This is a genomic window from Gaetbulibacter jejuensis, assembly GCF_039524015.1.
Lineage (GTDB): Bacteria > Bacteroidota > Bacteroidia > Flavobacteriales > Flavobacteriaceae > Gaetbulibacter_B > Gaetbulibacter_B jejuensis.
The window spans coordinates 413,658-437,492 of sequence record NZ_BAAAGF010000003.1 but is presented as its reverse complement, the minus strand read 5'-3'; the positions used below and the strand labels follow the sequence as shown (position 1 = coordinate 437,492).

Here is a 23,835-nt window from a genome sequence, read left to right as displayed (position 1 = left end):
GTTGACGTTAAAGTTTCCTAATGTTTTCAATAAAAAAACCTCTATGAAAGAGGTTTTATATTGATAATGAGAATGTTGTTTTTTTACATTATAGGTTTTACTGTATAGCCTTTTTTCTGTAATAATTTTATTACTCCATTTTCTCCAGGTAAATGTCCTGCACCAACACCAAAAAAAGTAGGTTGCTGTTTAGCGAAGTCTTCTATTTTAGCAATCCAGTTTTTGTTTCTGTTGTCTAAAATGACATCTTTGTGTTTAGTATTGGTAAGATTAACATCTTCTTCCATAAGTTTAGCAAGTCCTTCAATATCTTTTTCAACATAAAGTTCCATCATTTTTTGAAAAGCAGCTTTATCAAAACTCATATTGTCTTTAGCTGATCGTAATAAGTCCTGTGCTTGGTCTTTATAAGGAATTTGATCAAAAACTGCCATTTGTTCTTCTACAGTTTCTAGACCCAAAACTTCTTCTTCTTGTTCGTGAGCTATTTTCATAAGTTCGTTTTCAAACGATTGTACTGCTGCACAGTCTAAAAGTTTTGGATACATCATAGCTGTAATAAAAAACGGTTTGATGTTACCAATCATTTCAGCAGGCATTCCTGTTTGTGTTTTTAAAAAGTCACTAAGAATTGTGTAGTCTTCAGCACTCACTAAATCCTTAAGGGTTTTACCATCTTTCATATATATATCGTTTGCCATTTTCACTGCCATAGAAGGGTCGTCCATATCTATTTCTAAAACTAGGAGTGATGTGTCGTCTAAGGCTTTTTTGATATTAGCATCTAAAGAAGCATCACAGGTCATGTGAATGGTTCCATACAGATAAGAAGGTTGTTCTAATCCGTTTCCAGAAATTTCCCAAAGTAAAGATTTTTCAAGGGTTTGAGCAGTGCTAGTTGTTGAAAATAAACTAACCGCAAACAGTAAAAGAAAAGTAAAGTGTCTCATAATTGTGTTTTTTTAATTAGTGTATAGATGCTTAAAAATGTTACAAAAAAAAGCAACACTCCTCTAATTAAAGACTTGTGCTGCTTTCACTAACCAACCAATATAAAGACGTTTTAAAACTACATTTGTTACAGTGTTTAGTATTCTTCTGAAACTAAATCGCCTTGGTTTCTAAATACTAATTTATCATCAAAAGCATCTAGTAAAATAATACTGTCTGTAGATACTTTTCCAGATAGTATTTCTTTACTTAACTCGTTTAATACTTCTCTTTGTATCACTCGTTTTACAGGTCTTGCACCATATTCTGGATTATAACCTTTTTCAGCTAAGTACTCAACAGCTTCAGGTGTTGCGTCAAAAGTGATACCTTGTTTTGCAATCATTTTAGTAATGCCTTTTAGTTGTAAACCAACAATAGCTGTAATGTTTTCCTTGCTTAAAGGCGTAAACATAATAGTATCATCAATACGGTTTAAAAACTCTGGTCTTACCGATTGTTTTAATAAGGCTAATACATCTACTTTTGCGGCTTCCATAGCAGCATCAATATCTTTTGTAGCTTCAAAACGCTCTTGTATCACATGACTTCCCATATTTGAAGTCATAATGATTATCGTGTTTTTAAAATCTGCTAAACGTCCTTTGTTGTCTGTTAGATGTCCTTCGTCTAGTACTTGTAATAAGATGTTGAAGGTATCTGGATGCGCTTTTTCAATTTCATCCAATAATACTACAGAATACGGTTTGCGTCTTACTGCTTCGGTCAATTGTCCGCCTTCGTCATAACCTACATATCCTGGAGGCGCACCAACCAATCTGCTTACCGAATGACGCTCTTGGTATTCACTCATATCTATACGCGTCATCGCATTTTCGTCATCAAACAGATATTCTGCCAAGGCTTTTGCCAATTCGGTTTTACCAACACCTGTAGTTCCTAAAAACAAGAAAGTTCCAATAGGCTTTTGCGGATTTTGTAAACCTGCACGACTACGCCTTACAGCATCACTTACAGCAGCAATAGCTTCTTCTTGTCCAACCACACGCTTGTGTAATTCGTCTTCAAGCTTTAGTAGTTTTTCACGTTCGCTTTGTAGCATTTTGGTAACAGGAATTCCTGTCCATTTTGCAACCACTTCGGCAATATCATCATAAGTGACTTCTTCCTTAATCAATGAGTTTCCAGATTGATTCTCTTGAAGTTCTTTTTGAAGTTTATCTAACGATTCTTGGGCTTCCTTAATTTTTCCGTAGCGAATTTCAGCTACTTTACCATAATCGCCTTCGCGTTCGGCACGTTCAGCTTCTAGCTTGTAGTTTTCAATAGCTTGTTTGGTATTTTGAATATTGTCAACTACTTCTTTTTCGCTTTTCCACTTGGCGTAAATTTCGTTGCGTTCTTCTTTTAGGTTTGCTAAATCTGAACGTAAAGACTTTAATTTTGCTTCATCTTTCTCACGTTTTATGGCTTCAATCTCAATTTCCAACTGCATGATTTTTCTGTCTAAAACATCCAGTTCTTCTGGTTTTGAATTGATTTCCATACGTAGTTTAGATGCAGCTTCATCCATTAGGTCAATCGCCTTGTCTGGAAGAAAACGGTTGGTGATATAACGCTCTGATAATTCTACAGCACCAATAATCGCTTCGTCTTTAATACGCACTTTATGATGTGTTTCGTACTTTTCTTTAATACCACGAAGTATTGAAATGGCACTTTCGGTATCAGGTTCATCAACCATAACTTTTTGAAAACGTCTTTCAAGGGCTTTATCTTTTTCAAAATATTTTTGGTATTCATCTAAAGTTGTTGCACCAATAGCACGTAACTCACCACGCGCTAACGCTGGTTTTAAAATATTGGCAGCATCCATAGCGCCTTCGCCTTTTCCAGCACCAACAAGTGTGTGAATTTCGTCAATAAAAAGTACAATGTCGCCTTCGCTTGTGGTTACTTCTTTTACAACCGCTTTTAATCGCTCTTCAAACTCTCCTTTATATTTAGCACCAGCGATAAGTGCTCCCATATCCAAGGCAAATATTTGCTTATCAACTAGATTTTCAGGGATGTCACCATCTACAATTCTATGTGCTAAACCTTCAGCAATAGCCGTTTTACCAGTTCCTGGTTCACCAACAAGAATTGGGTTGTTTTTCGTACGACGTGATAAAATTTGAAGAATGCGACGTATTTCTTCATCACGACCAATAACAGGATCCAATTTTCCGTCTTTGGCTAATTGGTTTAGGTTTTTAGCGTATTTGTTTAACGAGTTATAAGTGTCTTCTTGACTTTGAGACGTTACTCGATCACCTTGACGTAGCTCATCAATGGCTTTTACAAGGTCTTTTTCAGTAACGCCTTGGTCTTTTAGCATTTGTGCAATCTTACTGTTTGACTTAAACACAGCAAGAATAAGATGCTCAACAGACACATAATCGTCATTCATTTTTTTAGCAATAATTGCTGCTTCGTTAAGGCTTTTTCCAGCTTCGCGAGAAAGCATAATGTCACCACCAGATACTTTAGGTAAACTTTCTAGTTGTTTATCTAAAACCTGTTGTAGGGTCTGAACGTTTACATTTAGCTTTTTTAAAATAAATGGTAATACGTTTTCATCAACAAGCGTAATGGCTTTAAAAATATGCTCATTTTCTATTTGTTGATGTTGTAAGCTTTGGGCAAGCTGTTGCGCTTGCTGTATCGCTTCTTGTGATTTTATTGTATAATTATTAAAGTTCATGTGTTTAAATTTTTCCTTTCTTTGTGGAGTATAAGTCAATAATCTTACCAACACGTTTTGTGAGACAAAATGTCGTTTTACAGCAGTTATAACGTGACTTTTAGTCAGTTTGTAAGATTTTAAGTTTAGAACGACTTAGTAGTATAAGGTATGAATTCCGTATCGAGACGGAATGAAAAAAACAAATGTTATGGGATTTTTAAAAAACATATTTGGCTCTTCAGAACCTAAAGACGAAAAGGTATTGCCTTGGATATTTTTAGACGATATACAACAATTAGATTTTATAGAAGAAAAGTCTAAAACCAAACCACAACTTATTTTTAAGCACTCTACACGATGTGGTATTAGTCGAATGGTTATGCGACAGTTTGAAGCACAATATCCTTTTAGTAGTGATGATGTGGATTTGTACTATTTAGATTTATTGACCTATCGAGACATCTCCAATACCATAGCGCAACGTTTTGGTGTATTTCATGAATCTCCACAATTACTAGTGGTAAAAAATGGAGTAGTGGTTACTGCTTCTTCGCATGGTGCTATTAACGATTTAGAGTTAAGTACACTACTTTAATTTTTTTAGTTATTTAAAATTTTATGGTTTTTATTAAAACCTTAACAATTTATTTCTAAACGATTGTTTAGATTTGTGGAATAGTATACCGCTATAACTTTATTAAGTATTAATTTTTGTTCAAAAAAGATATCAAACCCTAAATAAAATAAGCATAATGAGAAAATTTGAAAAAGCAATTATAGGAATCACTAGTTTGTTAATGGGTTTAGTATTAGTAAGATTCACCATTTCTAAACTTGCAGGTTGGGAAATATCGGTAAACGCATTTATTGAAATGGCAAAACCATTAGGGATTAACCCTACTTTTTTTAGAGTTTTTACAGGAATTTTAATTCTACTAGTTGTAACCCTGTATTTTACAACAGTAGTGTTTGCTCTATTTGAAACTAAATTGCAATCTTATAAAAAACTGAACTTTATATCAGTTAGCACGTATTCAAATACTTTAGGCTTACTCACCATGGTAGGCGCTTTGCTTGCTGAGTTTTATTTGCGTGTGCAACCTAAGTGGTTGCTAGTTTATATTGCAGCCGCTATTGTTATCTTTTCGGCTATAAACCTATTGATTATAAAAAAGCAACAAAAGCAATTAACACAAATCACTATATAAACACTATCACCATGAACATTTTAAAAACACTAAGCCTATGCTTGGTAATGAGTTTAACGTTTTCTTGTAAAACAGAACAAAAAAAAGACGAAAAGTCAACAACAGAAACACCACAAGCCACTATGGAAGAACTAACACCTACGCAAACAGAAGCTCTTGAAGCTCGTAAATCAAATTTTAGTAAACAAGCAGATGATAAAACCAAAGCTATTTATAAAGATGGTTTAGATGCTGTATTAGAGTCAGGAATATTAGACAACGCTAAGCAAGTAGGCGATGCAGCACCTACTTTTACGCTTAAAAATGCAGTAGGCACTGAAGTAGCATTGCAAGATTATCTTGCTAAAGGACCAGTAGTATTGGTATGGTATAGAGGCGGATGGTGTCCTTACTGTAACATCAATTTGCGCTATTTGCAAGAAGAATTACCAAACATAAAAGCACAAGGAGCTAATCTGCTAGCTATTACACCAGAGTTACCAGACCAATCGATAAGCACAAGTGAAAAAAACCATTTAGAGTTTGAAGTCCTAAGCGATATAGGTAATGGTGTTGCGAAAGAGTATGGTGTAGTTTTTAAACTTACCGATGAAGTAGCAAAAATTTATAACCAAAAGTTTGACCTTAACAAACACAATGGTGACGACTCTAACGAGTTACCACTAGCAGCAACGTATATTATAGATACTGATGGAACTATACGCTATGCCTTTTTAGATTCTGACTATAGAAAACGCGCAGAACCTAGTGATCTTACTGCTTTTTTAAAGCAAATGAAACAATAGTTAATTATTACTTAAAGTATTAAAAACACCCTTATTGGGTGTTTTTTTTGCTTAAAAACTACGTAACGTTACGTATTGTTTGGTGTTTTTAAGTTGGCTATATTGCTATGTTTTGAAGTGGATAATTATAATTTAATTCATATGTTTAAAGTAGGCTTAATACTTCAAATTCATTAATTTAACTAGTTATTGTTAAAAGATGAACGCAACCATTTGATGAAATATGCATCTATATTACATAAACTTAAAAACAAGTTTCTTATGAAAAAATTAGTTTTAGTTGTTTTGGCACTATTTTTTATTAATTGTAGTAATAGTGAAGATATTTCTGAACTCAACAACCAGAGTACAATTGATGTCTATGTTGCAGGACAAAAAAATGGTAATGCAACTTATTGGAAAAACAACACTGAAATCACTTTAGATAATGGTGGGTTTAGTACTTCAACTGCTAATAAAATTATTGTTCATAATAATAATGTTTATGTTTTTGGAAGTAGTGGTTCTACATATATACTATGGGAAAATGGTAGCTTAACAAACTTAAATGAAGAATTTCAGGAACCAAGCTATGAGTTAGACTATATAACTGATATGATAATAGATAGTAATGATGTGTATTTTATAGGATATTTAAAGAGTTTAACCAATCCAACAATTTATGATTTAGTTTATTGGAAAAATGGTATAAAAACAGTTATTCTTTCAAATTGTATTTATAGACATCAACAATCTTCAATTAAAGTTATTGATGATAATATTTATGTTTTTCAAAAAACAATAATAATCAAAAAGGTGTTTTTATAAATAATAGCTTTATTCCTATTGAGTCTTCACATTTAGCATATGGTATAAAAGTAAAAGAGAATGATATTTATGCCTACGGTACTATAACAGGAAATTCTGATATATTAGGTTTTTATAAAAATATCATAACTGGTATAGAAACAACTGTTGAACAACCTATTGTAAATTTGGCTTTTGATGTGAGTGATATTTATACTGTAGCATTTCACATTGATAATAATCCTTATAGTTCCCGAAGAGAAATTTTAAAAAACAATGAATCTTATTATGTCTCACCTGAGGGTTTTGAATCGCATATCATAGATTTAAAAGCTGTTAATGGTGATGTCTATGTTATAGTTAGAGAATTAACTTCTGCTAATTTAGGTCCAAATAAATTATTGATTAACAATGAGGAAGAATTAATTCTAGATGAAAATCCTTTCAACCTATTAAATAGTGTTTACATTGAAGTAAATTAAGGGTTAAACGAAGTACTAAAGCTAATGTTGGTAAACAATCGCTATTGCAGGCTTATCTTTAAAATCCCTGCCGAATTTTTTAGCTTATCATGTGCTTGAAAAGTCTTTACCAATACACACTCTCATACACTTAACCGTTAACCAAAACACATCAAAATACACCCTTATTGGGTGTTTTTTTTTGCTCAAAAACTACGTAACGTTACGTATAGATTTTTAATTTTTAAAGGTTAACTTCGCTTAGCGCTCACTACAGATTATAAAAGCAATCTATATATTTTAAAGAGTTAGCAAATATTAGAACCAAGTCTATGAAAGGTATATACATAACAATCATACTTTCTATTTTTTTTAGTTGTTCTTCATCTAAAACGGTAATTAGGGAAGAGAAATGTCCAGAAATTTACAAGAATAAGTATACGGAAATTTTGAATGAAAAATATGTTGCTGTAAATGGAAAAGACACTACAGAAATTAATGAAATTAGATATGAGTGTGTATATTCTGCTTTTTACACTCATAAAGTGATGTATGATAAATTTGGGAAATGGGATAAGGAAATTTTTCCGAGTAACAGAAATCACCCAATACTAATGTGGAATAATATAGACCTTTTGTCAAACGGAAAAAAATATACAGTTTTTACAAACGGACTAGAGGAATGGAAACATATTTACGCATCTGTTATGATATTAGATGAAAAAGAAAGAGACGTTTTGACGGAACAAACTGAAGAAAAAATCGCAATAACTAACCGCTTTGGAGAATTGATAAAACACCACAATCCAGAAAAGAAAGATTTTTATGAAGTTTATTGGAAAATGGTTGACCAAAAGCGTTAGGACCTAATTAAGCAGTATCAAAAGAATATATAACGTTTGCTAAAAAAGGTAATGTGTAATAGTTTGTTATTGCTTACTTTTTTTAGATTATATAACAGGTTTAATTTGAAGCTTTTGTTGGTTTGGGCTGCGTAACGTTATTAACAGTTTTTTAATTTTTAAAGATTGACTTCGCTTAACTGTTGATTTTAGATAATTAAAATTAACTTGTGGATAATTTGAAACAGTCACTAGAAATTGAGAAAAATATGAGTAAATACCTTGATGCAAGTCTTGAAGCTGGAAAAGAGTTCTATAAAAATTTCAAGGACAAAGGAAAAGTTCTGATGTTGAACTTACTGAAATTTAGGGTGACTGCTGATTATTCAGGTATAGATAAATTAAAGCCTAACACTGAAATCAGCGGCGAAGAAGCCTATCAATTGTATATAAAAAGTACTCTACCTGAATTAGAGAAAGCGGGAAGTAGAATTGTCTATTTTGGAAGGAGCCTAAATTTCCTTATTGGACCCGAATCTGAAAAATGGGATGCAATTTTGCTAGTAGAACACGAATCTGTTTTGAAGTTTATGGAATTTGCTCAGAATCCGGATTACCTTAAAAACGCAGGACACCGAATAGCAGCATTGGAAGATTCTAGATTACTACCATCAAATGAAATAAAAAATTACATTTAGTAAACCTTGCAAAAACTGTTAACCAAAACACATCAAAACACCCAACAAGGGTGTTTTTTATTTTGAACTTTAATCGTTTAAAAATCATATCTTTATTGAGTAAATGTTAACTAAAAAAACAAATATGAAAATTTACCTAGTAGTTACTTTAACTTTTCTAACCTCAATAGTAGGGTTTTCTCAAACGTCTGAAACAGACTCCATTTCTAAAGCTAAAATAAAAGAATTACAATTTATGGTAGGAAACTGGAAAGGAACTGGTTGGATGATGGGAAGACATGGAAAATCAGAATTTGACCAAACTGAAAGAATAGAGTTTAAGTTAGACTCAACAGCTGTACTTATTGAAGGAAAAGGACTATCGAAAGGGAAGGTTGTCCATAATGCTCTTGCTATTTTAACTTATGATAAAATTAAGGGTAATTATGTATTTCGTTCATACTTACCAAGCGGACTGAATGCAGAGTTTAAGGCTGAAATAATTGAAAACAAATTGTATTGGTATCCTACTGAAAATACTCGATATATTATATGGCAAAATGAGAAAGAACAGTGGTACGAAACAGGAGAATATAAAATAGGACAAAACTGGAACCAATTTTTTGAAATGACTCTTGATCGAGAAAAATAACGACTAACACTATTTTTTACCATAATTGTAAAAACTCAATCTAAATTAAAAAATATAGTAACTTTTAAACCGTAATAGAAGGTTGTGTGAACCTGATAGGTAAATTACAAAGGATTAGGCTTTTACTACATTTCATCAAACCCATTTAACAATTCAGGAATTATTAATTTTAATTCTTACCAAAGTAATAGACTTTTGCAAGTGTAAATAACTAACACTAACACATACTACTATGAGCAAAAAGAAAACCATAATACTTAGGGTCATTTTACTTGTTGGTACAGTAACCTCATTGTTTTTTGTGCCATGGCTTTTGGTAAAAGCTTGGATACTTCCATTACCAAATACGGTTCAAGAACAGCTAGACGAAGCCATAGGTCATGGCTTTGATGGAATGGTTGTGTATGTAGACCAAGCCAACAAGCCACCTCAGTATTTTGCTTCTGGTTGGCACAATAGAGATACTAAAATACCAGCTAAACCCAATGCACTTTTTAAAATAGCTAGTATTAGCAAGTTGTATGATGCTGTTGCTGTTACTAAGTTGGTGAACGATGGTAGGCTTTCATTGGACAAAACCATTGCAGATTACCTACCAGAACTTGTAGGACGAATTGAAAATGCCGATAAAATAACTTTACGATTAATGATTCAGCATCGAAGTGGGATTCCTAATTTTACTGATGCGCCAAACTTTTGGGGAAATCCAGCTACTAGCTATGAAGAAAGTTTAGCGTTGATATTGGATAAACCAGCCAATTTTAAACCAGGTGAGGACTATGAGTATTGCAACACCAATTATTTGTTAATCAATAAGATTATGGACGATGCTTTAGGGTACCCAAACTATCAATTTATAAAAGAGGAAATCCTAGTGCCATTAAAACTTAACAATACGTTTGGCTCGTTAAGTGAAGTCAATATTGATGATGTAATGAGTGGTTATCATGTTGGGTATCCTTATGATTTAAAAGAGGACGAACGTGGTATGGTAGCCACTGCAAAAGATGTAGGTACATTTTTAAGAGCCCTAAACGATGGTTCCCTATTTAAAGAAGGAGAACAGGACATTTATAGTTCAATATATGAATACGAACACTCTGGTTGGGTTCCAGGATATCAAAGTTTTGCCAAATACTATAAAGATATTGATGCTGTGGTAGTACAGTTTTACAGTACAACCGATCCAAAACTTTACAACTGGAACCTATCGGAAATAGTGAACAGCAGAATTAAAAAAATAATAAGCAAAGACAAAACAGAATAGAGTTAGATAAGCATTAAAACAATTAGTGAAAACACCCAAGTAGGGTGTTTTTTTGGTTCAACTACGTAACGTTACGTATTGTTTGGTGTTTGGAGAGTATGTATATTGCTCTATTGTAGATGTATAAATCGAATAGTTTAAAAACCTTAAGACATTAAAATACTATTTGTAGCCTATGCTATAAATGTTTCGTTGACGCTTTTTTTAACCAACCTGAAAAACACCCATCTTGGGTGTTTTTTTATTAGTATTATATTGTTATGTGTTGATTTTGTGGTTTTTAAGTGTTAAATTCGTTCGGTAATCTAAGTAGTGTAGTGATAAATTTATAGTTTAAACCAATCGTAATCTTAATGTTTAATATCTAAAACGAAATCATGAGAACACCCATCTTATTCATTTGGACAGTAGTTTTAATATGTTGTGTAACAACTCAATTACAAGCCCAAGAATCGTGGATTGACACTTCTATTCATGATGGGTTAATAGAGTTGCAAACTAAATATTCTTTTAAAACTTTGGTTTCTAATGATTCCATTAATACTACAACAGAGACTTTAAGTCATTTAAACAACGCAAAGCTGTATTTTGATAAAATTTTTCAAACCGAATTAGATTTTGCTGTTCTGTTTATAGAAAATAAAAAGTGGAATAAACATGCATATTTTCCTCCACCAGGATTGCCACAAGCAGGAAAAGGAAATATAATACTAGGACTTGATAAGTCAATAGTTTCACAAGAAGTTGAAAAAATGATTACTCAATTACCTAAACAGTATTGGGCTACATTAAAACCAGTTTATGGTGAAACTATTAATTTGGACCTATTTTATCGAGAAACTTTAGCAATACACGAGTTGGCTCACCTTTATCATTTTAAAGAAGGCACTAAGCCGCAAAGAAAGTGGTTGCAAGAACTGTTTGCTACAATGAGTATGTATTCATTTATAAATGAACAACAAAATTCTTTATTTGACTTAATGAATACCTATCCAGAATTTGTTTTGCAGTCTGGTGATAGAATGGCTGAATATAAAACTCTGAAAGATTTCGAAGAGAAATATGTTCAAAAACTCACGCCTCAAAATTATGAGTGGTATCAAATGCAACTTTATAAAGCAGCAAAGTCAATAATTGATTCAAAAGGTAGTGATATTTTAATACGCTTACATGATTTTTTAATTCGTACAGATTTAAGCAAAACTGAATTACTGACTGACTCAGAATTATCAAGGCGCTTATCGGCTGAAGTCGGAAAGGAAATAGCAGATATTTTAACAAACTGGATGTATAAGTAATCAACTGTTCTAAACTGGTTTTAAAATATAATAAAGTTAAAATTGAAAGCAAGATGTAGCATGTAGTAAAAACGCTAGTTATAAGCTGATAAAACCTAATGATAATGGAAATTTTAGATGCAATTTTAAACGTTGATCCCAACTATATAATAATCGGTTTGTTGGCTTTTTTCTTTACGCTCGAACAGCTGTTAGACAACCCTTTTTCTTTCAAAAAACGCGGAACCCATTTATTACAAAACATTCTTTTTCAAATAGTATTTTTTGCAATTAACTTATTTTTCATTTCTATTTTAGTCTATTGTATTGAGTGGCTTAACGCTCATGAAATAGGACTTCTCTTTTTATTTGATATACCGTTTTGGATAAAACTAATTTTAAGTGTAATGCTTTTTGATTTTGCGACATATTGGTTACATAGAGCGTCGCACAAAGTTCCTCTTTTATGGCGATTGCATAGAGTGCACCACAGTGATACAACTATGGACTCTTCAACAACATTTAGGTTTCATCCTATTGAGCTCGCAATTATTTACCAAGGCGGTAATATTGTAGCAGCAGGAATTTTTGGATTAGATGTAACAGCATTGGCTTTTTACTATTTTATAGTTTACATTTTCTTCTTTTTAGAACATTCAAATTTAAATTATCCCAAATGGTTAAATACCACACTAGGCTTAATCTTTGTGATGCCAGATCATCATAGAGTGCATCACCACCAAGAACAATTTTATACAGACTCAAACTTTGCAGATATTTTTATCATTTGGGACCGAATTTTTGGAACGTTTAAACTAATTCCTACTGCACAAATGAACTATGGCTTAATTGAATTTGAAGAAGAAAAAAAACAGTCCTTTCTCTATTTAATGAAAAGTCCATTTATAAATATTAAAAGAAAATAAAACCGCGTTTTAACTTGATATTCTAATGGTGTTTTATGGGTTTTGATTTGTGATGTGTTGACTATGTGGTTTTTAAGTGTTAAATTGCTTAGCATAGACAATATATAGTCTTGATACACTAACCAATCAATATAATAGTATGAACCGTAAAAAATTTTTAAAGTCTACAGCAGTTGGTATTGGAGCATTTTCAATGATACCTATGCTTAATGCTTGTAAAACAGAATCGACAAAAGAGGCTGAAAGCGAATCTTCAGAGGTTAAAGAAAAGCCTTCTTTAGAGCATAAAATAGTTACTAATGATAATGGTGATGCGTTGAATGTTTTGGGCGATAATCAAACTATTAAGCTAACAGGAAAAGATACTAATGGACAATTTACATTAATAGAACAAAACAATGACCCTGGAGTAGGAATTCCGCCTCACGTTCATGAAAACGAAGATGAAGTATTTCAAGTACTGTCTGGTAAGGTTGAAATGAGCATAGACAATACCACTACTGTTCTGCAAGCTGGCGATTTAATTTTTTGCCCTAAAGGTGTACCACATTCTTGGAGAGTTATAGGCGACGAAAAAGCTAAGGCAATGTTAAGTATTTTTCCAGCTGGATTAGAGGATATGTTTTCAGAATTATCGCAATTACCTAGTGGACCTCCTGACATGAAAAAGGTTACTGATATTTGTGCAAAGTATAAATTAAAATTTGTTTAAATCTAGTCCCTTTATCACTCTATAGTTGAGAGGTATTAGGCAAAATAAACACATTAAAAAACATCCAAAATGGGTGTTTTTGTGTTAGTACAGTTACAAATTGATTTTATGCTTAAAAAAAATTAACTTCGTGATGTTACTATAAACAGATATAATTACTTGTAATAATGTAATTTAAAATAAAAACAATGAAACACATTAGAATAATTATTATAACGATATTGCTAAGCTCATTTAGTGTTCAAAATTCACTTTTTGCTCAAAGTAGTAGTGAGCAAAGGTTTCAAACCAAATTAAATCAAACTCTTGAAAAAAACAAAAAAGGACTTATAGATTACGATACAACTTTTAAGGAAATATGGTCTCATTTACAATTTGTTTCAAAAGAAAAGGAAAAGTTAAATTGTGTCAATAATAACCGTAAAGCCTTGCAAGAAATTGATATGCTTTATCCTATTTATAAAGCAATGCGTGAAGGTAGATATATACCAGTATATAACCCTATAACCGAAAAATGTAATGATTGTGAAATAAGCTTAGGTTTAGTAAAATATGCTGCTAATTCAGGTAATGCCGATGCTAATTGGTATTTAGGGTTGCTTTATGATTCGACCAGTAGGTTCCATAGTGATTTTAATTTTAAACCAGATTTCCAAAAGTTTCAAGATTATCTATCTAAAGCGCATCAGTTAGGTCATAACGAAGCTGCAATTGTACTTGCAAATGCCTTTGAAAACAAACAAAAATATTCTAAAGCTGTCGAGTGGTATGTTAAAGTAAAAAGTCACTTACGCTCCCAAGCACTTACATCAGTTAGTGTTATTTACAGAGAAGGAAAAGGTGATGTTGTTAAAGACCAAAAAACAGCTAACGATTATCTAGTGGCTGCAGTTAATGATAAAGGCAGTGACCCTTCAAGTAAAGAGTATGCTCAATTTCTCTATGCTAAGTATTTGTATCTTGGAATTGAAGGGTTTAATAAAGATATCCAAACAGCAAAAAAAATATTACAAGCCTTAAATTATAAAGAGGATTATAGTGCTGAAAAATTTATAAAAGAACACAACATAAAGTTTTAAAAGTTAATACACTTATATGCTCTGTGTTTTGTATCTAATTTTATACGCTCTATCTTAGCTTAAGATAAAAATGTAATCATGAATAAATTTACACTGTTACTTTTAGTATTTACACTAACGTTAAGTTGCTCAAACAATGAGAAAACTAGTAAAACCCAAGAGGAGTTAAGCCAGTTGCAAACTGAACTAGACAGTATAAAGCAGTTGTACAAAGACAATATAAAAACTACAACCAACCAAATAGCTACATTTTTAACTTTTCAAAAAGGAGATGCCGAACAAGCCATGAACTTTTACATAACCTTGTTTGATAATTCTAAAATTGAAGATGTAAAACGTTGGGGAAAAGATGCTCCAGGACAGGAAGGAACAATAATGCATGCAACATTTAGTTTAAACGGAAAACAGTTTATGTGTAGCGATAGTCCTGCAATACACGATTGGGGATTTACTCCAGCAGTTTCTAATTTTGTAGAGTGTAAGGATAATAGTGAACTAGAAGAATTATTCACAAAACTATCAGAAAACGGAACAGTGATGATGCCATTAAACAACTACGGTTTCAGTCAGAAATTTGGTTTTGTCGAAGACCAGTTTGGTGTGTCTTGGCAACTCAATTTAAAATAAAAACGAGGGTAATCTTTTGTTGACACTTTTTAACTAACCCATCTTAAAACACCCAATTCGGGTGTTTTTTTATTGTAGCTACTTTTTACAATCCTCTAAACCCCATTCGTCTAATCCTCTTAAAATAGTTTCTAACGATTGTCCTCTTTCACTCAATCGATACTCAACTTTAGGAGGCACTACAGGAAATACTTTTCTTGTAATAAGTCCATCGTGCTCTAACTCTCTCACAGTTTGGGTAAACATTTTATTAGAGATACCAGGAATTTTCTTTTGCAAAACGCCTGAGCGTAATCCTCCTTCTAGCAAATGAAATAATATTAAAGGTTTCCATTTTGTGCCTATTAAATTCATGGTGTAATTCAAAGGGCAGTGAAGTTCTTTATTCAAAATTTAAATTTTATTATATTAATAATTAGCATTTTACTCCTTTTGGTAACTATACTACTTTTTGGTAAGTTATTGCCTATAAAGCAAATATAAATTAATTTTGCCATTAAAAATAAAGTTTATGACATCTATTAAAAATTATCCAAAATCATTTTCGCATATAGGTATTACAGTACCTGATATTCATAAAGCTGCAAAGTTTTATTCTGAAGTAATGGGTTGGTATACCATTATGCCACCTTCTGAAGTTAAAAAAGAAACCGATACTGCCATTGGGCAAATGTGTATTGATGTGTTTGGTAACGATTGGGACACTTTTGAAATTGCTCACTTAGCCACATCTGATGGAATAGGAGTGGAGCTCTTTAGTTTTCCACATGGTAAAAAAGAAGCACCAGAGTTTAATCCGTTTAACACTGGTTTATTTCATTTTTGTGTTCAAGATCCTGATATTGAAGGTTTAATTGAAAAAATAGTAGCTGCTGGCGGAAAACAACGAATGCCAATTAGAGAGTACTATCCAAACGATAAACCGTATAAAATGTGTTATGTCGAAGACCCTTTTGGGATTGTTTTTGAAGTTTACACACACAGTTACGAGTTAACCTATTCGTCTGGTGCTTATGCACATAAGCAATAAAACAATAAAACGTCGTATTAAAAATAATGTGAGTATATAAGAAATAAGCCAAAAGAGTTAAAATAAACTAATCTTACAAAACTTAAACACTATAAAAACTCCCTAATCTGGGAGTTTTTTTATGAAAATTACGTAACGGTATTACGTGTATAAAATTTAAAAATATTAATTTCGCTCAGCAATTTGTATGGGTAATGAAAACGACCCATATTTTTATTTTAGCAAACATTTTAAACCCCAAATATTTACCAATTATGAAACAAATTTACTTTTTAGCAATTTTTATTTTGAGTATTAATAAAATTAATGCACAATTAAATGATGTAGTTACAACAGGATTAAACACACCAAATAATATTATTCTTAACGGAAATGATTTATACATTTCTGAATATAATGGAAATAAAATTTCAAAAATTGACATTACAGCTACAAATCCAGTTGTAACAGATGTGATTTCAGTAAATAGTGCTTATGGAATATGTCTTAAAGGAAATGATTTGTACATTGCTGAATATCATGGAGATAAAATTTTAAAAATAGACATTACAGATACAAATCCAGTTGCAACAGAAGTGGTAACAGGTTTGACTAACCCTTCTGGACTTGTATTTGATGGAGATGATTTATACATCGCTCAAGGTAATGCAAATAAAATTGTAAAAATTGACATTACAGATACAAATCCAGTTGCAACAGATGTAATAACAGGCTTAAATAACCCTTATGGACTTGTTATTAATGGAAACTATTTATACATCGCTGAATATAGTGGAAATAGAATTTCAAAAATTGACATTACAGCAACAAATCCAGTTGCAACAGATGTGATAACAGGTTTAGCTAATCCTGAAGGTATTGTTCTTAAAGGAAATGATTTATACATCTCTGAATTTGGTGGAAATAAAATTTCAAAAATTGATATCACAGCAACAAACCCAACAATAACAAGTGTGATAACAACAGGCTTAAATAATCCTTCTGGGCTTGTATTTGATGGAGATGATTTATACATCTCTGAATTTAGCGGAAACAAAATTTCTAAGTATACAGATCTTACGTTATCAATTGACAATATCTCTTCAGAAAATGTTGCAATTAAAGTCTATCCTAACCCAACAGCTAACATTATTAAAATAACCAATTTAACTGAAAGTGAAGATTATATAATTTATAATATCTTAGGGATGGAAATAAATAGAGGAACTATTTCTAACAATGAAAAAATCAATGTTCAAAATCTTACTGATGGAACATATTTTTTAAAATTTAATACTGGAAACGCAGTAAAGTTTATAAAAGAATAATACTGCTAGTACTGTATATAAACTATGGCTTTGTTTGTCCTTATATGCGAAATCCTACAGATTTTTACGCAGCGTACATAGTCAAAGCCATTAAGCGAAACATAAAAACTCCCAATTTGGGAGTTTTTTTATGAAAACTACGTAACGTTACGTATTGTATACTGTTTTAGGAGTTGGTATCTTGCTGTGTTTTGGATAGGGATAATTAAAACAACCCACATCTTATAAAGTTACCTGTAATTAACCAAACAACGAAAATAGAAAATGAGTAAAACATATAGACTTTCTTTTTTAGGCTTATCATTTCTTATTTTAATAGTTATAGGAAAGCTTCTAACTGGTAACTTTGATTTTATTTTAAACCATTTTTGGTTTACCTCTGGTTTACTTCTATTAATATTACTTTCATTAATTGACCAACCTCATTTCTCTAAAGATTCAAACATATTTGTAAATGCTATTACTGCTGGAATTTCACTTTTAATAGTTAAAGAAGTTGACAGAGATTTTATTTTTTACACTTTTCTTTCAGTAATAACATATCTAATTATAAGTAGTTATCTATTGTTATGGTTAAGACAAAAAAGTTTAGGTTTAGAATCAAAAATAATAAGGTTTATATCTAGAATTAACAGAGAAATAGGTAAACCCGAAGCTTTGTTTTCTAGTTTTTTCATTTGGGGAGCATTCAAGCAATTTGGAACTGGAAACGATCAATTCAACGGATTACTACTATTTTGGGCAATCTTTATAACATTAAATATTCCATCTTTATCAAAAGCAATTGAAGACTTATTTCAAATAGGTAAAGATAAAAGTAACAAACTCGCTTTGGGTCAAATTTTTGGTGTTCAATCTAAAAACACATTTTTAGTACGTCTTTATGATTCATCCGAAAGAATTGTAAATACTAGAATATTTGACTTTGTAGAATTTAAATATTCAACAGATAAAAAAATACGAAAAGGGTTACTTCTTGATACATATCTACTAAACCAACAACAATGGGTAAAAGTCTTATCTAATAATGAAATAGAAAAAATATTTGATAAAAACATTTTTGACAATCACAAATCAGATGTTGTATATAGAATCGACAATATCCCTGAAAATGATTACTTAAATAGATTTGTAGGTATTGTCACTGAAAATAGTACAATTAATAAAATTAGATTTATTTATAATTCTAAAATTAAAATTAACGAAGGTCAACTATTAGAAGTTAATATTCATAATCAAAAGATTCTTTATCAAATTGTCGAAGGAACAACTAAAATCGAACAGTTAGAACAAAAAAACCAAACGGGTTTAATAATTGGTGAAGCAATTCAGCTTGGTACTTGGAATACTGGACTATCAAGATTCGAACAATTTGGGTGGGTTCCTGAAATAAACTCACCAATATACCTTTCTTCAAGAATAGAAGAACAACAAAATAATAATAATGAATATACGATTGGATATATTCCTAATACTAACTATCCCGTAATTATAGATAAAGAAACATCAATAACTCATCATACAGCTATTTTAGGAATAACAGGTTCTGGAAAATCAGTATTCACTAGAAATCTTATAAAACAAATAACTTCAGACACAACTAAAGTCATTATAATAGATTTAACAGGAGAATACAGAGATAAAATAAATGACATAAAAGCTATAATTACTGATGAAAGTGCTAAAAAAGCATTTGATGCAATCGAGTTATTAAGTAAGGAAAAAGCGAAATTTCAAAATCAATGGGATCACGAATTAATTGAGGCTCAAGAAAAGATTATAAAAACTGAATTCTACAACTCAATAAAACTATTTCTAGAAGGAGATGAAACGGAATCAATTTTTGAATTACCAGACATATCTAACAGCTCAAATGTTTTAGATTACACAAAATGGTTTTTCTTAACATTATTTAAAACTGCAAAAACTAAAGACAGTTTTGGAAAAAGAGTTTGTGTAGTTCTTGAAGAAGCTCATACAATAATTCCTGAATTAAATGCAATGGGAGTTTCAGATTTTGCATCAAAAGCATCAGTAAATACAATTTCTCAAATTGCTTTACAAGGTAGAAAATACAATATTGGATTTTTTGTTATTGCTCAAAGAACAGCTAATGTTTCAAAAACAGTTCTAACTCAATGTAATTCAATAATATCTTTTCAGGAATTAGATAAAACAAGTAGTGATTTCCTTTCTAATTATATGGGACAGGAATTTGTAAAAATACTTCCGAATTTAAAATTCAGACAAGCAATTGCAGTTGGAAAGGCATTTAAATCAAATGTTCCTATGATATTTGAGGTACCTGAAATAAATGAAGATGAAGAATAATAACTACAGGTAACAACGTATAAAATTAATTGCTAGTTTTAGATAATTTACGAAAGTCCTCGCAGATTTTCTATTCGGTTTGTTCTTGCTATATTAGTTACTGAAGCACTTTAAGTGAAACACAAAAAACTCCCAAACTGGGAGTTTTTTATTTAGTTATTAAAATCGCTAATAATGTTTTTTAGCTGTAGTTTAAGGTCTTCACCAGTATCGTACACCATTTGTTCGTTACTAGGAAATGGTACTCTACGGTTGTTCACTAGGTCTAGGTCTTCGCGTGTTAAGGCACGTTTGTCGCCTCTAAAGGTGGCAAACAGGTTTTCAAACACAAAGCCACTATCAATAGGAAACGCATCTAGCGTAGTGTTGCTTTTTAAATCGGTATACACCACATTGGCAACTACCTGTGAGCTTTTACGTTGCAATACTTCAAACAGTCTTGCTTTTACTGTCACAATTTTATCTACTTTAATATCGTTACCAAGGCTATCCTTCATCACATTACCATTGCTATCAAGTTGGTATTTCCAACCATCAACAATTTGCTTTTCGCGTAGTAATTGACGCTCAGTAATTTTTTCAGGTGTAATATTAATACGCTTTAACTGTAATTGCATTGCAAAGTCATAGTCAATCTCATTGCTTGGATTAGCATGGTAAGCTGTCCAAAATTGGTCTAAACCATAGGTGTCAAAATTAAGTAACTCATTTTCCAAACGTTTAGGAATAACCTGATTGGTTTGGTTTTGTATAGTTACAATTACATAATGGATTCCACGTTCGTGCGCTTCTTGCATTAAAGCTCTAGTATCTTCATAGTTTGGGTTAATCTTTTCAATATATTGATAGATACTGTAGGCTTCACGAATGTTGTACTTGTCTTCGGTTTCTAAAAGCGCTAAGCCTTTTTCATATAAATAGTCTGACGCAAACTCTCTGGCTTCAATAATATCGTTGGTATAATCATTAAACTTAAAGTTTATGGTTTTACCATCAACTACCAAAGGCAATACAGGTTTTACTGCTTCCTGACGTGCATTAAGCGCAAGGTACAACTCATAAATGTTAGTGTACAGCTCTGGGTTGTTATCCTTTTTAAGATGCTTTATGTTGTTTAAATCGCGCTCATTAGCTTTGTAGTAAGCGTCTTGAAGCATAAGCGCATAATCTTGTTTACGTTTGCTGTTTTTATTGGTTTCAAGCTTTTTTAAAGCATCATAAATCGCTTGGTTGTAATTACCAGTATTTATGGCTTTTTCAACTTGTTTTCTTCCACTACAGGAAACTAATACTGAAAGTAATACCGAAAGGAGTAATAATCGTTTCATAAGCTGTAATTTTAGGGTTATAGAAAAGTGTTTTCAATTTTGATGCCAAAAAAGAACCCTCATTGCTGAGGGACTTAAAATTAGTTGGTTGATTATTTAACTTTTTTGGGTTTGAAAACAGGCAGCAATTGTGTGGAAACTTCTCCAAAGCCAATGCGAGTACCATCTTTTTCGCAATAACCTCTCATGATAACCGTATCGTAATCGTTAATGAATTTTCGTTCGCTACCATCTTTCATTTTTAATGGTTTTTCACCTCTCCATGTCAATTCAAGCATAGAGCCATAAGAGTCAGGAGTAGGACCAGAAATGGTACCACTTCCCATCATATCACCAGAGTTTACAGGACAACCGTTAATAGTGTGGTGTGCCAACTGTTGTACCATATTCCAGTACATGTATTTAAAGTTGGATTTGCTCACTATGGTTTCTTTAGCGGTTTTAGGCTTTATAGATACTTCTAAGTTAATGTCATAACTCTTTTTACCCTTGTACTGTAAGTAAGATAATTGTGGTTTTAAAGGCTTAGGGCTTTCTACTCTGTAAGGTTCAAGCGCATCTAATGTTACAATCCATGGTGAAATGGATGATGCAAAGTTTTTAGCTAAAAAAGGACCAAGTGGCACGTATTCCCATTTTTGGATATCGCGTGCTGACCAATCGTTAAACAGTACCAAACCAAAGATGTATTCTTCAGCTTCTTCAATTGGGATAGGTTCACCAAGGTCGTTGGCATCTGTAGTAATAAAAGCCATTTCTAGCTCAAAGTCTACCAACTTAGAAGGTCCAAACTCAGGAGTATCACTACCTGCAGGTAAGGTTTGCCCTTGTGGACGATGCACAGGAATACCAGAAGGGATGATAGAAGAACTTCTACCATGATACCCTACAGGAATGTGCAACCAGTTAGGCATTAAAGCGTTTTCTGGATCACGAAACATGGTTCCTACATTGGTAGCATGCTCAATGCTTGAGTAAAAATCGGTATAGTCACCAATTTGAACAGGTAATTGCATTTCAATTTCGTCTAAACGAAAGAGAACAATTTCTTTATGTTTTTTGTTGTTTTTTAAAGAGGTGTTGTTGCTGTCAAAAATTTGTGCAATTCTATTTCTTACAGCTCTCCAAGTTTTTCTTCCATCAGCAATAAAATCGTTTAAAGTATCTTGAAGAAAAATATCATCTGTTAATGGAATATCGTCAAAGTAACCTAGTTGGTGCAATGCTCCCAAGTCAATGGCAGTGTCTCCAATACGAGTACCAATAGTAATGATATCGTCTCTAGTAAGGAAAACGCCAAAAGGGATGTTTTGGATAGGAAAATCAGAATTCTTTCCAACGTGCAACCACGAAGTTCTATCAGGATTATTTGCAGATAATGGCATAGGCTATTGTTAATTATAAGTTTTATAAAATCTATTCAAACCTACATAAATTTTTTAATCTTTTTGAATAAAAACCATAAAAAGTAGGTTGGTTTTATATAGTTGATAAATTGTTGAAAATACAATAGTAAATATATAGGTTTTGGTGTATTTAACAGATTGTATTTATTATTTTTGATAAATTTTTTAATCAAACCCAATATTATGCAACGCGATCAAGAGATATTTGACCTAATACAAGAGGAAAAAGAAAGACAACTACATGGTTTGGAGCTTATTGCTTCAGAGAATTTTGTTAGTGAGCAGGTTATGGAAGCTGCTGGCTCAGTATTAACCAATAAATATGCTGAAGGGTATCCAGGAAAGCGTTATTATGGTGGTTGCGAAGTGGTTGATGTTGTTGAGCAAATTGCTATTGACAGAGCTAAAACCTTATTTGGTGCTGCTTATGCTAATGTGCAACCACACTCAGGAAGTCAAGCAAATACAGCGGTTTTTGCTGCATGCTTAAAACCAGGAGATAAAATATTAGGTTTTGATTTGTCTCATGGAGGACATTTAACTCATGGTTCGCCAGTAAACTTTTCTGGTAAGTTATACAATCCTGTGTTTTATGGTGTAGAAGAGGAGACAGGAGTATTAAACTATGATAAAATACAAGACATAGCTACTAAAGAACAACCACAGCTTATAATTGCTGGAGCTTCGGCATACTCTAGAGATATCGACTTCAAGCGTTTTAGAGCTATAGCTGATAGCGTTGGCGCAATTCTTATGGCAGATATATCGCATCCTGCAGGTTTGATTGCTAAAGGTATTCTTAACGACCCAATTCCTCATTGCCATGTGGTGACAACAACTACACATAAAACTTTAAGAGGACCAAGAGGAGGAATGATTTTAATGGGTGAGGATTTTGACAATCCGTTTGGTTTAAAATTGAAAAATGGTAACCTACGTAAAATGTCGTCCTTGTTTGATTCGGCAGTTTTTCCAGGAAATCAAGGTGGACCATTAGAGCATATTATTGCTGCTAAAGCAATTGCTTTTGGCGAAGCTTTAACTGACGAGTTTATGCATTACATACTTCAAGTAAAGAAAAATGCAGCAGCTATGGCAAAAGCGTTTGTTGATAGAGATTACCATATTATTTCTGGTGGAACCGATAACCACATGATGCTTATTGACCTAAGAAATAAAGACGTTTCTGGTAAAGATGCTGAACAAGCCTTGGTAAAAGCAGAAATAACCGTTAATAAAAACATGGTGCCTTTTGATGATAAGTCGCCTTTTGTAACTTCAGGAATACGCGTTGGAACAGCAGCAATTACTACCAGAGGATTAAAAGAAACTGATATGGAGTACATTGTTGAATTGATTGATGAGGTTATCAAAAATCATGATAACGAAAGTACTTTAGAGGCTGTTGGAGAAAAAGTTAACGCGTTAATGCAAGACCGACCATTATTTTCTTAA

23 protein-coding genes are annotated in these 23,835 nt (G+C 32.2%); 18 read left to right on the top strand and 5 right to left on the bottom strand.

Translation table 11 applies throughout. From position 1 onward, the window contains the following. Positions 1 to 83: 83 nt before the first annotated feature. Complete coding sequence (locus ABD011_RS11660) at positions 84 to 950, bottom strand: TraB/GumN family protein (protein ID WP_343798451.1); 867 nt, start codon at positions 948 to 950, stop codon at positions 84 to 86. A gap of 137 nt (positions 951 to 1,087) precedes the next feature. Continuing rightward, the gene (gene clpB, locus ABD011_RS11655; RefSeq protein ID WP_343798449.1) at positions 1,088 to 3,697 is read right to left on the bottom strand and encodes an ATP-dependent chaperone ClpB; all 2,610 of its coding nucleotides are present in this window, start codon (positions 3,695 to 3,697) and stop codon (positions 1,088 to 1,090) included. A gap of 190 nt (positions 3,698 to 3,887) precedes the next feature. Here clpB and ytxJ point away from each other — a divergent pair, with 190 nt between their 5' ends. The 14 genes from ytxJ to ABD011_RS11585 all read left to right on the top strand — a co-directional run bounded on the left by ytxJ (position 3,888) and on the right by ABD011_RS11585 (position 14,978). Further along, the gene (gene ytxJ, locus ABD011_RS11650; protein ID WP_343798446.1) at positions 3,888 to 4,274 is read left to right on the top strand and encodes a bacillithiol system redox-active protein YtxJ; all 387 of its coding nucleotides are present in this window, start codon (positions 3,888 to 3,890) and stop codon (positions 4,272 to 4,274) included. A gap of 157 nt (positions 4,275 to 4,431) precedes the next feature. After that, on the top strand, positions 4,432 to 4,887 hold the full coding sequence (locus ABD011_RS11645) for a hypothetical protein (RefSeq protein WP_343798444.1): 456 nt from the start codon (positions 4,432 to 4,434) through the stop codon (positions 4,885 to 4,887). 11 nt (positions 4,888 to 4,898) lie between these two features. After that, a complete protein-coding gene (locus ABD011_RS11640; protein WP_343798442.1) occupies positions 4,899 to 5,672 on the top strand; it encodes a peroxiredoxin-like family protein in 774 nt (257 codons plus the stop codon). A gap of 261 nt (positions 5,673 to 5,933) precedes the next feature. Continuing rightward, positions 5,934 to 6,479, top strand: coding sequence for a hypothetical protein (locus tag ABD011_RS11635; RefSeq protein WP_343798440.1), 546 nt, complete (start codon positions 5,934 to 5,936; stop codon positions 6,477 to 6,479). Between the two features lie 167 nt (positions 6,480 to 6,646). Then, positions 6,647 to 6,940 (top strand): hypothetical protein, encoded by a 294-nt coding sequence (locus ABD011_RS11630; protein ID WP_343798438.1) that lies wholly within the window; start codon positions 6,647 to 6,649, stop codon positions 6,938 to 6,940. A 311-nt stretch (positions 6,941 to 7,251) separates the two neighbouring features. Further along, on the top strand, positions 7,252 to 7,782 hold the full coding sequence (locus tag ABD011_RS11625; protein ID WP_343798436.1) for a hypothetical protein: 531 nt from the start codon (positions 7,252 to 7,254) through the stop codon (positions 7,780 to 7,782). Positions 7,783 to 8,000: 218 nt separating this feature from the next. Then, positions 8,001 to 8,459 (top strand): DUF1330 domain-containing protein, encoded by a 459-nt coding sequence (locus tag ABD011_RS11620; protein ID WP_343798434.1) that lies wholly within the window; start codon positions 8,001 to 8,003, stop codon positions 8,457 to 8,459. 124 nt (positions 8,460 to 8,583) lie between these two features. Next, positions 8,584 to 9,090 (top strand): hypothetical protein, encoded by a 507-nt coding sequence (locus tag ABD011_RS11615; protein WP_343798432.1) that lies wholly within the window; start codon positions 8,584 to 8,586, stop codon positions 9,088 to 9,090. A gap of 232 nt (positions 9,091 to 9,322) precedes the next feature. Then, positions 9,323 to 10,357, top strand: a complete 1,035-nt coding sequence (locus ABD011_RS11610) for a serine hydrolase domain-containing protein (protein WP_343798430.1) — start codon at positions 9,323 to 9,325, stop codon at positions 10,355 to 10,357. Between the two features lie 377 nt (positions 10,358 to 10,734). Beyond that, complete coding sequence (locus tag ABD011_RS11605) at positions 10,735 to 11,655, top strand: hypothetical protein (protein WP_343798428.1); 921 nt, start codon at positions 10,735 to 10,737, stop codon at positions 11,653 to 11,655. Between the two features lie 104 nt (positions 11,656 to 11,759). Further along, positions 11,760 to 12,560 (top strand): sterol desaturase family protein, encoded by an 801-nt coding sequence (locus ABD011_RS11600; RefSeq protein ID WP_262733437.1) that lies wholly within the window; start codon positions 11,760 to 11,762, stop codon positions 12,558 to 12,560. A 139-nt stretch (positions 12,561 to 12,699) separates the two neighbouring features. Then, a complete protein-coding gene (locus ABD011_RS11595; RefSeq protein ID WP_343798426.1) occupies positions 12,700 to 13,272 on the top strand; it encodes a cupin domain-containing protein in 573 nt (190 codons plus the stop codon). A gap of 188 nt (positions 13,273 to 13,460) precedes the next feature. Continuing rightward, a complete protein-coding gene (locus ABD011_RS11590; RefSeq protein ID WP_343798424.1) occupies positions 13,461 to 14,351 on the top strand; it encodes a tetratricopeptide repeat protein in 891 nt (296 codons plus the stop codon). Between the two features lie 78 nt (positions 14,352 to 14,429). After that, positions 14,430 to 14,978, top strand: a complete 549-nt coding sequence (locus ABD011_RS11585; protein WP_131507079.1) for a VOC family protein — start codon at positions 14,430 to 14,432, stop codon at positions 14,976 to 14,978. A 78-nt stretch (positions 14,979 to 15,056) separates the two neighbouring features. Here the strand turns inward: ABD011_RS11585 and ABD011_RS11580 are convergent, their stop codons facing one another. After that, positions 15,057 to 15,332 (bottom strand): winged helix-turn-helix transcriptional regulator, encoded by a 276-nt coding sequence (locus tag ABD011_RS11580; RefSeq protein ID WP_131507233.1) that lies wholly within the window; start codon positions 15,330 to 15,332, stop codon positions 15,057 to 15,059. 157 nt (positions 15,333 to 15,489) lie between these two features. Here ABD011_RS11580 and ABD011_RS11575 point away from each other — a divergent pair, with 157 nt between their 5' ends. The 3 genes from ABD011_RS11575 (at position 15,490) to ABD011_RS11565 (ending at position 19,646) form a co-directional block, all read left to right on the top strand. Then, entirely contained in the window at positions 15,490 to 16,008 is a 519-nt protein-coding gene (locus ABD011_RS11575; protein WP_131507077.1) for a lactoylglutathione lyase family protein, read from the top strand. Positions 16,009 to 16,262: 254 nt separating this feature from the next. After that, positions 16,263 to 17,315 carry a T9SS type A sorting domain-containing protein gene (locus tag ABD011_RS11570; protein ID WP_343798421.1) on the top strand — a complete coding sequence of 351 codons (1,053 nt, stop codon included), beginning with the start codon at positions 16,263 to 16,265 and terminating at the stop codon, positions 17,313 to 17,315. A gap of 264 nt (positions 17,316 to 17,579) precedes the next feature. Next, complete coding sequence (locus tag ABD011_RS11565; RefSeq protein ID WP_343798419.1) at positions 17,580 to 19,646, top strand: ATP-binding protein; 2,067 nt, start codon at positions 17,580 to 17,582, stop codon at positions 19,644 to 19,646. Positions 19,647 to 19,798: 152 nt separating this feature from the next. Here ABD011_RS11565 and ABD011_RS11560 read toward each other — a convergent pair whose 3' ends face one another. Continuing rightward, the gene (locus tag ABD011_RS11560; RefSeq protein WP_343798417.1) at positions 19,799 to 20,974 is read right to left on the bottom strand and encodes a hypothetical protein; all 1,176 of its coding nucleotides are present in this window, start codon (positions 20,972 to 20,974) and stop codon (positions 19,799 to 19,801) included. Between the two features lie 92 nt (positions 20,975 to 21,066). Further along, positions 21,067 to 22,359, bottom strand: coding sequence for a fumarylacetoacetase (gene fahA, locus ABD011_RS11555; protein WP_343798415.1), 1,293 nt, complete (start codon positions 22,357 to 22,359; stop codon positions 21,067 to 21,069). A 204-nt stretch (positions 22,360 to 22,563) separates the two neighbouring features. On the opposite strand from fahA, the gene glyA reads away from it, so the two are divergent. Next, a complete protein-coding gene (gene glyA, locus ABD011_RS11550; RefSeq protein ID WP_129760303.1) occupies positions 22,564 to 23,835 on the top strand; it encodes a serine hydroxymethyltransferase in 1,272 nt (423 codons plus the stop codon).

Coding starts and splice junctions, on each gene's coding strand:
- ABD011_RS11660 (WP_343798451.1), bottom strand. CDS start 950: ATGAGACACTTTACTTTTCTTTTACTGTTTGCGGTTAGTTTATTTTCA.
- clpB (WP_343798449.1), bottom strand. CDS start 3,697: ATGAACTTTAATAATTATACAATAAAATCACAAGAAGCGATACAGCAA.
- ytxJ (WP_343798446.1), top strand. CDS start 3,888: ATGGGATTTTTAAAAAACATATTTGGCTCTTCAGAACCTAAAGACGAA.
- ABD011_RS11645 (WP_343798444.1), top strand. CDS start 4,432: ATGAGAAAATTTGAAAAAGCAATTATAGGAATCACTAGTTTGTTAATG.
- ABD011_RS11640 (WP_343798442.1), top strand. CDS start 4,899: ATGAACATTTTAAAAACACTAAGCCTATGCTTGGTAATGAGTTTAACG.
- ABD011_RS11635 (WP_343798440.1), top strand. CDS start 5,934: ATGAAAAAATTAGTTTTAGTTGTTTTGGCACTATTTTTTATTAATTGT.
- ABD011_RS11625 (WP_343798436.1), top strand. CDS start 7,252: ATGAAAGGTATATACATAACAATCATACTTTCTATTTTTTTTAGTTGT.
- ABD011_RS11615 (WP_343798432.1), top strand. CDS start 8,584: ATGAAAATTTACCTAGTAGTTACTTTAACTTTTCTAACCTCAATAGTA.
- ABD011_RS11610 (WP_343798430.1), top strand. CDS start 9,323: ATGAGCAAAAAGAAAACCATAATACTTAGGGTCATTTTACTTGTTGGT.
- ABD011_RS11605 (WP_343798428.1), top strand. CDS start 10,735: ATGAGAACACCCATCTTATTCATTTGGACAGTAGTTTTAATATGTTGT.
- ABD011_RS11600 (WP_262733437.1), top strand. CDS start 11,760: ATGGAAATTTTAGATGCAATTTTAAACGTTGATCCCAACTATATAATA.
- ABD011_RS11595 (WP_343798426.1), top strand. CDS start 12,700: ATGAACCGTAAAAAATTTTTAAAGTCTACAGCAGTTGGTATTGGAGCA.
- ABD011_RS11590 (WP_343798424.1), top strand. CDS start 13,461: ATGAAACACATTAGAATAATTATTATAACGATATTGCTAAGCTCATTT.
- ABD011_RS11585 (WP_131507079.1), top strand. CDS start 14,430: ATGAATAAATTTACACTGTTACTTTTAGTATTTACACTAACGTTAAGT.
- ABD011_RS11580 (WP_131507233.1), bottom strand. CDS start 15,332: ATGAATTTAATAGGCACAAAATGGAAACCTTTAATATTATTTCATTTG.
- ABD011_RS11575 (WP_131507077.1), top strand. CDS start 15,490: ATGACATCTATTAAAAATTATCCAAAATCATTTTCGCATATAGGTATT.
- ABD011_RS11570 (WP_343798421.1), top strand. CDS start 16,263: ATGAAACAAATTTACTTTTTAGCAATTTTTATTTTGAGTATTAATAAA.
- ABD011_RS11565 (WP_343798419.1), top strand. CDS start 17,580: ATGAGTAAAACATATAGACTTTCTTTTTTAGGCTTATCATTTCTTATT.
- ABD011_RS11560 (WP_343798417.1), bottom strand. CDS start 20,974: ATGAAACGATTATTACTCCTTTCGGTATTACTTTCAGTATTAGTTTCC.
- fahA (WP_343798415.1), bottom strand. CDS start 22,359: ATGCCATTATCTGCAAATAATCCTGATAGAACTTCGTGGTTGCACGTT.
- glyA (WP_129760303.1), top strand. CDS start 22,564: ATGCAACGCGATCAAGAGATATTTGACCTAATACAAGAGGAAAAAGAA.